Genomic DNA, 8,305 nt, shown 5'->3' on the forward strand with positions numbered 1-8,305 from the left:
TCACCGGCCCGCTCACCGTCCCCGCTCTCCGCAGGGACGTCCGGTGACCGTGCAGGCAGGCGACTCCCCGTCCAGACGGGCGGGATCGCTCCAGACCACCCGGAAACGCGCAGGTGTCAGACGTTACGGAAGACCGGTGGCCGTTTCTCAACGAACGCGGCCATGCCCTCCTTCTGGTCGGCGGTCGCGAAGGTGGAATGGAACAGGCGACGTTCGAACAGGATGCCCTCGGCGAGCGTCGTCTCGAAGGCGCGGTCGACCGCCTCCGTGACCATCACCGCCGCCGGCCCCGACACTCCGGCGATCTTCCTGGCCACCGCCAAGGCCTCGTCCAACAGGTCTGCGGCGGGAACGATCCGCGAAACGAGCCCGGCGCGCTCGGCCTCGTCGGCGCCCATCGTGCGGCCGGTCAGGCACAGGTCCATCGCCTTCGCCTTGCCCACCGCGCGGGTCAGCCGCTGCGAGCCCCCCATGCCGGGAATCACCCCGAGGGTGATCTCCGGCTGGCCGAACTTCGCGGTGTCCGCGGCGAGCAGCACGTCACACATCATCGCCAGTTCACAGCCGCCACCCAGTGCGTATCCGGAGACCGCGGCGATCAGCGGAGTACGCACCCTGCTCAGGGCGTCCCAGCCGGCGAACCAGTCGGCCGCGTAGACGTCGCTGAAGCTTTTCGGCTGCATCTCCTTGATGTCCGCCCCGGCGGCGAACGCCTTCGCCGAACCGGTGAGGACGATCGCCCCGACCGACGGGTCACGGTCCAGCTCCGCCGCGGCCGCGATGACCTCCCCCATCACCTGGAGGTTGAGGGCGTTAAGCGCCTTCGGCCGGTTGAGGGTGATCAGGGCGACGCCGGGATGTGGCCGATCGATGAGAATGGTCTCGTAACCGGTGGTTGCAGGCACGCCGGTGGTTGCAGCGTCGACGGTTCCCGCGGCGCCGTTCGCGTCATTCATAGACGGTTTCCTCGTCGTGACGGGCGCCCATGGCGCCCTCGCGGATGGCGGTGATGACGGCCGAGAAGTCCCGGCCGGGACCGTCTACGCGGACGAAGTCCGCATAGATCTCGGCGGCGGTGCGCCCCAGCACCGTCTGCACCCCTTCGGCGTCGGCGGCCGACCGGGCGAGCCGGAGATCCTTGAGCATCAGACCGGAGGCGAAGCCGCCGCTGTAGGCCCGGTTGGCGGGGCTGGTCGGCACCGGCCCTGGGACGGGACAGTTGGTCGTCAGGGCCCAGCACTGCCCGGACGCGGTGGACGCGACGTCGAACAGGGCCTGGTCGGTGAGGCCGAGGCGTTGGCCGAGCACGAACGCCTCGCTCACCGCGATCATCGAGATGCCGAGAATCATGTTGTTGCAGATCTTGGCAGCCTGACCGGCTCCGGACGCTCCGCAGTGGATCGCCCGTGAACCCATCGCGCGCAGCAGCGGCTCGGCCGAAGCGACGGACGCCGGGTCTCCCCCGACCATGAACGTCAGGGTCGCCGCCTCGGCGCCGACCACGCCGCCGGAGACCGGCGCGTCGATGGCGCGGCATCCCGCCTCGATCGCCAGGGCGGCGGCGGCCCGCGCGGCGGCGACGTCGATGGTGGAGCAGTCGAGGAACAGGGTTCCCGGCCCGACCGCGGGGAGGATGTCCCGGTAGCAGTCCAGGACGTGGCGACCGCTGGGCAGCATGGTGATGACGATCTCGGCGCCCCGGGCGGCGCCGGCGGCGCTCGCAGCGGTGCCGACAGAGGCACGCGCGGCCCGCGCGACCGCTTCCGGCACCGGGTCGAACCCGGTCACCGACGCACCGGCCCGCACGAGGTTTACCGCCATCGGCCCGCCCATGTTGCCCAGGCCGAGAAAGGCGATTCTCCGATCGGCGAGTTCCATGATTGCGACCTCCTTGTCAATCTCACCGACGCTCACCGGCGGGTTCCCTCCTCGGCGAGTCCAAGCCCGAGCTCGTGTCCACCAGGCCCAGGCGGCGCGAAGAAGTCGGCGACGAGGTCGTCGCCAACGTCCGCCAGCCGCTGCGGAGTCCAGTGCGGGCTGCGGTCCTTGTCGATGATCTGCGCCCGGATGCCCTCCGCCAGGTCGGGCGAGTGCAGGCAGGCACTGGAAACCCGGAACTCCTGGTCGAGCGCCGCCTCGAGGGTCGGTAGCCTGGCGGCGAGCCGCAGCGCGCGCAGGGTCACCTTGAGCGCGGTCGGGGACTTGCGCCCGATCTCCTTGGCCGCGGACCTGGCCTCCTGCCCCTGCTCGCCGAGCCGAGCCAGGATCTCCTCGACCGTCGACGCGCCGTAGCAGGCGTCGATCCACCCCGCCTGGGCGGCAAGATCGCTTGCCGGGGCGGGTTCGGCGAACGCCGCCACCACACCCGCCGGCTGGTCGCCGTCCAGCCCGCCGCGGCCCAGTGCCTCGGCCAGCGCGTCGAGCCGGTGGCTGGGCACGAAATGGTCGGCGAGTCCGCAGTGGATCACGTCGGCACCGGTGAGCTGGGCGGTCGTGAGCGCGGCGTGGGTGCCCAGTTCACCCGGCGCCCGGGACAGCAGGTAGGTGCCGCCGACGTCCGGGACGAACCCGATACCGACCTCGGGCATGGCGATGCGGGAACGTTCCGTCACGACGCGCAGCGCGCCATGCGCGGAAATTCCGACCCCGCCGCCCATCACCAGACCGTCCATGAACGCCACGTACGGTTTCGGATACCGGTGGATACGCGCGTTGAGCCGGTACTCCTCGGCCCAGAAGTCCAGCGAACCGGTGCCCCCGGAACGGGCGTCGTCGTAGATCGCGCGGATGTCGCCCCCGGCGCACAGCCCCCGGTCCCCGGCGCCCTCGATCAGCACAGCGCGGATCCGCTCGTCATGCTCCCAGCGGTCGAGCACGTCCGCGATGGTCCGCACCATGCCATGGGTCAGCGCGTTGATGGCGCGGGGCCGGTTCAGCGTTATCCGGCCCAGGCCTCCCTGAACCGCGACCAGCACATCGGTCATGGCGCCGCCGCCAGCATCGAACGGGACACGATGACCCGCATGATCTCGTTCGTTCCTTCCAGGATCTGGTGGACCCGCAGATCGCGGACGATCTTCTCCAGGCCGTACTCGCTCAGATAGCCGTAGCCGCCGTGCAGTTGCAGGGCCTGGTTCGCGACTTCGAATCCGGTGTCGGTCGCGAAGCGTTTCGCCATCGCGCAGAGCGGGGTGGCGTCATGCTCACCGGCGTCCAGCGCGGCTGCGGCGCGCCACAGCAGGGTGCGCGCAGCCTCCAGGCCGGTGCGCATGTCCGCCAGCCGGAAGCGCAACGCCTGGGCGTCGGCGAGCTTCGCGCCGAACGCCTCCCGCTCCAGCAGGTGCCGCACCGCCTTGCCCAACGCGGCCTCCGCCCCGCCGAGCGAACACGCCGAGATGTTCAGCCGCCCGCCGTCCAGCGCGGACATCGCGACGGCGAACCCGCCGCCCTCGGGACCGAGCCGGTCGCCCGCCGGGACCCGCGCGCCGTCGAGGATGACCTGGCGGGTCGGCTGGGCATTCCAGCCCATCTTCGCCTCGTTGGGGCCGAAGGACATTCCTGGGTTCGCCCGGTCGACGACGAACGCCGATATCCCCTTCGGACCGGGACCGCCCGTGCGGGCGAGCACCACGTAGATGTCGGCAGCTCCGGCGCCGGAGATGAACTGCTTGACTCCGTCGAGGATGTAGACGTCACCCTCGCGCCGGGCCCGCGTCGACAGGGCGGCGGCGTCGGAGCCTGCTCCCGGTTCGGTCAGGCAGTAGCTGGCCAGGTGCTCCATGGAACACAGCGCCGGGACGAAGCGGGAACGCTGCCCCGCGTCGCCGTAGCGGTCGATCATCGCGGTGACCATGTTGTGGATGGAGAGATAGGCGGCTATCGACGGGCACCCCGTCGCCAGCGCCTCGAAGATCACCGCGGAGTCGAGCCGACCGAGTCCACTGCCGCCCACGTCCTCGGCGACACAGATCCCGCCCATGCCGAGCTGCGCGGCCTTACGGAGCACGTCGACGGGAAAATGCTTGGTCTGGTCCCACCGCAGCGCGTTCGGTTCGAGATGTTCGGCGGCGAACGCGGCCGCGGTGTCGCGCAGCGCGTGCTGTTCCTCGGTGAGAATCATCGGGTGGACCGTCAGCTCATCGTCGGGATGACGAAGCTGGCGCCCTCTTTGGTGCCACCGGGCCAGCGAGAGGTGACGGTCTTGGTGCGCGTGTAGAAACGGATGGAATCGGGACCGTGCTGGTTGAGATCCCCGAAACCGGACCGCTTCCAGCCGCCGAAGGTGTGATAAGCGATCGGGACCGGGATCGGCACGTTCACCCCGACCATGCCGGTGTTGACGCGGCTGGTGAAATCGCGGGCGGTGTCACCGTCGCGCGTGAAGATGGCGACCCCGTTGCCGTACTCGTGTTCGCTCGGCAGCCGCAGCGCCTCGGCGTAGTCCCGGGCACGGACCACCGTGAGCACCGGGCCGAAGATCTCCTCCCGATAGATCCGCATGTCCGGGGTGACATGGTCGAACAGCGTGCCGCCGAGGAAGAAGCCGCCCTCATAGCCGGCAACAACATGCTCGCTACCGTCGACGACCAGGTCCGCGCCCTCCTCGACGCCGCTGCGGACATAGTCGCGCACGCGCTGGACCGCGGCCGCGGTGATCAGCGGGCCGAAGTCGACGCCTGCGTCGTCCGAGGCGCCGACCTTCAGGGCGCGCACCCGCGCGGCGAGCCGTTCGACGAGCGCGTCCGCCGTGGCCTCCCCGACCGGGACCGCCACCGAGATGGCCATGCACCGCTCCCCCGCGGACCCGTAACCGGCTCCGACGAGGGCATCGACGACCTGGTCGAGGTCGGCGTCCGGCATCACGATCATGTGGTTCTTCGCGCCGCCGAAGCACTGCGCGCGCTTGCCGTGCGCCGCCGCCGTGGCATAGATGTACTCGGCGATCGCCGACGAACCGACGAACCCGATCGCCTGGATCCTCGGGTCGGTCAGCAGCACGTCCACGGCCACCTTGTCGCCGTTCACCACGTTGAGCACCCCCGGCGGCAGGCCGGCGTCGACAAAGAGTTCCGCCAGCCGCAGCGGCACCGACGGGTCACGCTCGGACGGCTTGAGCACGAACGCATTGCCGCAGGCGATGGCCGGGGCGGCCTTCCACAACGGGATCATCGCCGGGAAGTTGAACGGGGTGATCCCGGCGACCACGCCGAGCGGCTGACGCATCGAGTAGACGTCGATCCCGGTGCCCGCGCTCGCGGAGAAATCGCCCTTCAGCAGGTGCGGAATGCCGATCGCGAACTCGACCACCTCCAGCCCCCGCTCGATGTCACCGACCGCGTCGGCGATCGTCTTACCGTGTTCGGACGACAGCAGCCGGGCCAGGCTCTCGCGCTCGGCGCGGACCAGTTCCACAAAACGCATCAGCACCCGCGCCCGGCGCTGCGGATTCCACCGCGCCCACTCGAGCTGTGCCGCGGCTGCATCGGTGATGACGGCGTCGACCTCGGCCTGCGACGCCAGTGGGACGCGGGCCTGGACCCGGCCGGTGTTCGGATCGAACACGTCACCGAACCGGCCGGATGTTCCGGGCAGCAACTTGCCGCCTACAAAATGATGCAACTCGTTCACGATGTCAGCCACCTGATTCCCAGCGGGAGGACCGCTTGACGAACAGAGCCCCGTCACGTGTGCGGGACGGGACATGGATGGGATCCACGAGCTCGGCGGGCACCTCGACGTGGCGCGAACGCACGTACTCGGCAAGCCCCTTCGCCTGCGGGTCGGGACGGGTCGCCGAGGCGACCCCCTCGCCGAGCAGGCCGACGACGACGAAGTTCACCGCCCGCAGGTTCGCGAGCTCGTAGCGGCGCACCTGCAGCCCCCGTGCCTCTGGCACCAGCTCGGCGAAGCGCTGCGCGGTCAGCTCGGCGGCGAGCCAGGCGTAGGTCGCGGCGTCGCGGGCCCAGACACCGACGTTGGCGTTGCCGCCCTTGTCCCCGGAGCGGGCGCCCACCAGCAGACCCAGCGGGATCCGTACCGTGCCACCCGGAGCGCTCGGGAACAGCGGAGCACTCGGGGACGGCGGAGCACTCGGGGACGGCGTCACCGGCAATGTCCGCGCAGGAGGCGCCGCGGTGGCCGGGGCCATCGGGCTGTGCGGGATGGCGATCCCGCGGCCGTCGTCGAGGACGACGCGATGCTCCACCGCGTCCCGCCCGACGAGCGTCGGCCAGTACACGCCGTACGCGCTCTCGGCGGTCGGCGGGGTCGTCGTGTGGAAGCCGGCGTACCCGCCCAGGGCCAGCGCCATCGTTGCGTCCGAAAACGCCCGGCCCACCCGCTTCGGATCAGGGTCCTTCACCGTGATCCGCAGGTGCGCCGTCGCCAGGGCGTTGTCGTCGGCGTCGGGATGGTCGAACCGCAGCAGCCGCACGTCGACGGCGTCGAACGCGTTCTCGCCGCCGAGCAGGTCGAACAGCTCCCGGCGGGCCCAGGCGGCCTTCGCCTCGATGTCGAGACCGGTCAGGACGAGCGTCATCGTGTTGCGGTAGCCGCCCAGGTAGTTCATCGCGACCTTCAACGTGCCCGGCGGCGGGCTTCCCCGGGTGCCGGAGATCCGCACCCGGTGCGGACCGGCCTGGGTCAGGCTCACCGTGTCGAAGTGCGCGACCACGTCGGGGTTCGGGTAGGCGGGCTCGGCGATCTCGTAGAGCAGCTGTGCGGTGACCGTACCGACGGACACCAGTCCGCCGGTGTCGGCGTGCTTGGTGATGACGCTGGAGCCGTCGGCGGCGACCTCGGCGATCGGGAACCCCGGATACCGCCGGTCGGTGACCTCCGACAGGAACGCGTAGTTCCCGCCGCAGGCCTGCGGTCCGCACTCGATGACGTGGCCGGCCGCGACCGCGCCGGCGAGCCGGTCCCAGTCGGTGCGCGCCCATCCGTGCCACCAGGCCGCCGGGCCGACGACGAGGGATGCGTCGGTCACCCGAGGGGTGACGACGACGTCCGCTCCCGCCGCCAGCGCGGCGGCGATGCCCCAGCCGCCGAGGTAGGCGTTCGCGGTCACCGGTTCGACCCCGCTCGCGGCCAGCTCGGCGAACGGGCGCCCGGTGTCCAGGTGCGCGAAGGACTCGCCGGCCGCTCGCAACGGCCCGATCCGGTCCGTCAGGTCGTCTCCGGTGACATGGGCGACCCGAGGCGACAGGCCGAGCCCGGCGGCGACCTTGGTGACCTGTTCGGCCAGGCCCGCGGGGTTGAGGCCGCCCGCGTTGACGACGATGCGGATTCCACGGTCCAGGCACGTGCCGAGCACCTGTTCGAGCTGGGCGAGGAACGTCCGCGCGTAGCCCGCACCGGGGTCCCGTCTGCGGGCCTTCCACAGGATCAGCATCGTCAGCTCGGCGAGATAGTCGCCGGTGAGCACGTCGATCGGGCCGCCGTCGACCATGAGCCGCGCGGCGTCGATCCGGTCGCCGTAGAAACCCGAGCAGTTGGCGATGCGGACCGGGCGCCGGACCGGCTGGTCGGTGGCCATCAGCGCCCGCTCCAGACCGGCCGGCGCTTCTCGCTGAACGCCCGCGGCCCCTCCTGGGCGTCGGCGCTGAGATAGACCGGCTCCCAGATCCGCTCCGCCTCGCGGTACGCCTCGGACAGGGGAAGCTGGGCAAGCAGACCGACGGTGCGCTTCGCGGCCCGCACCGACAGCGGCGCGTTGGCCGCGATCGTCTCGGCGAGCTCCCGCGCCCGACCGGCGAGATCGGTTCCCGCGACGACCTCGTTGACGAGGCCGAGCTCGTAGGCGCGCCGGGCGGCCATCGGCTCGCCGGTGAGCAGCATCTGCATCGCGATCCGGGGCGGCAGCAGGTAGGGCAGCGGCGCGGCCCAGGGCGCACCGCGGCCGACCCTGGCCTCGGTGATCGCGAATCTGGCGTGCTCGGCGGCGACGACCAGGTCACAGCACTGCGTCAGGAGGAATCCACCGGCGTAGGCGACGCCGTTGACGGCGGCGACGACGGGCTTGTCGACCTCGATGTTCCGGCCGGGTTGGGGCACGTAGTCCGGTGGTGGCACCCCAAGCGCCTGTGTCGCCATCTCCTTCAGGTCGCCCCCGGCGCAGAACGCCCGATCGCCCGCGGCGGTGAGCACGAGAACGGACGCGTCCCCGTCCGCGTTGAACCTGGCGAAACCGTCCCACAGGCCCCGGCGGACCTCGGCGGACAGCGTGTTGCGGGCCTCCGGCCGGTCGATGGTCAGCCACGCGACCCGGTCGTCCCGCCGGTAGGTGACCGCTGTCTCTTATACA

The 8,305-nt window shown here is 71.0% G+C and carries 6 protein-coding genes and 1 pseudogene; all 7 read right to left on the reverse strand.

Annotated features, from left to right (window positions below; all coding sequences use genetic code 11):
- Positions 1–116: 116 nt before the first annotated feature.
- Entirely contained in the window at positions 117–956 is an 840-nt protein-coding gene (locus tag NBZ85_RS06305; protein ID WP_261554666.1) for an enoyl-CoA hydratase, read from the reverse strand.
- The gene (gene mmsB, locus NBZ85_RS06310) at positions 949–1,914 is read right to left on the reverse strand and encodes a 3-hydroxyisobutyrate dehydrogenase (RefSeq protein ID WP_261561633.1); all 966 of its coding nucleotides are present in this window, start codon (positions 1,912–1,914) and stop codon (positions 949–951) included. Before mmsB ends, NBZ85_RS06305 begins: the two co-directional genes overlap by 8 nt.
- Positions 1,911–2,984 carry an enoyl-CoA hydratase/isomerase family protein gene (locus NBZ85_RS06315; RefSeq protein WP_261561634.1) on the reverse strand — a complete coding sequence of 358 codons (1,074 nt, stop codon included), beginning with the start codon at positions 2,982–2,984 and terminating at the stop codon, positions 1,911–1,913. The genes mmsB and NBZ85_RS06315 overlap by 4 nt, the downstream gene beginning before the upstream one ends.
- Positions 2,981–4,120: an acyl-CoA dehydrogenase family protein gene (locus NBZ85_RS06320; RefSeq protein WP_261554663.1), complete on the reverse strand. Its 1,140-nt coding sequence runs from the start codon at positions 4,118–4,120 to the stop codon at positions 2,981–2,983. Before NBZ85_RS06320 ends, NBZ85_RS06315 begins: the two co-directional genes overlap by 4 nt.
- 11 nt (positions 4,121–4,131) lie before the next feature.
- The gene (locus NBZ85_RS06325; RefSeq protein WP_261561635.1) at positions 4,132–5,628 is read right to left on the reverse strand and encodes a CoA-acylating methylmalonate-semialdehyde dehydrogenase; all 1,497 of its coding nucleotides are present in this window, start codon (positions 5,626–5,628) and stop codon (positions 4,132–4,134) included.
- A 4-nt stretch (positions 5,629–5,632) separates the two neighbouring features.
- Positions 5,633–7,537: an acyclic terpene utilization AtuA family protein gene (locus tag NBZ85_RS06330; protein ID WP_261554661.1), complete on the reverse strand. Its 1,905-nt coding sequence runs from the start codon at positions 7,535–7,537 to the stop codon at positions 5,633–5,635.
- A pseudogene (locus tag NBZ85_RS06335) lies at positions 7,537–8,259 on the reverse strand (enoyl-CoA hydratase-related protein); the annotation flags it as partial. The pseudogene NBZ85_RS06335 and the gene NBZ85_RS06330, both read right to left, overlap by 1 nt.
- Between the last annotated feature and the right edge of the window lie 46 nt (positions 8,260–8,305).

Source organism: Frankia tisae, assembly GCF_025403405.1.
GTDB classification, from domain to species: domain Bacteria; phylum Actinomycetota; class Actinomycetes; order Frankiales; family Frankiaceae; genus Frankia; species Frankia tisai.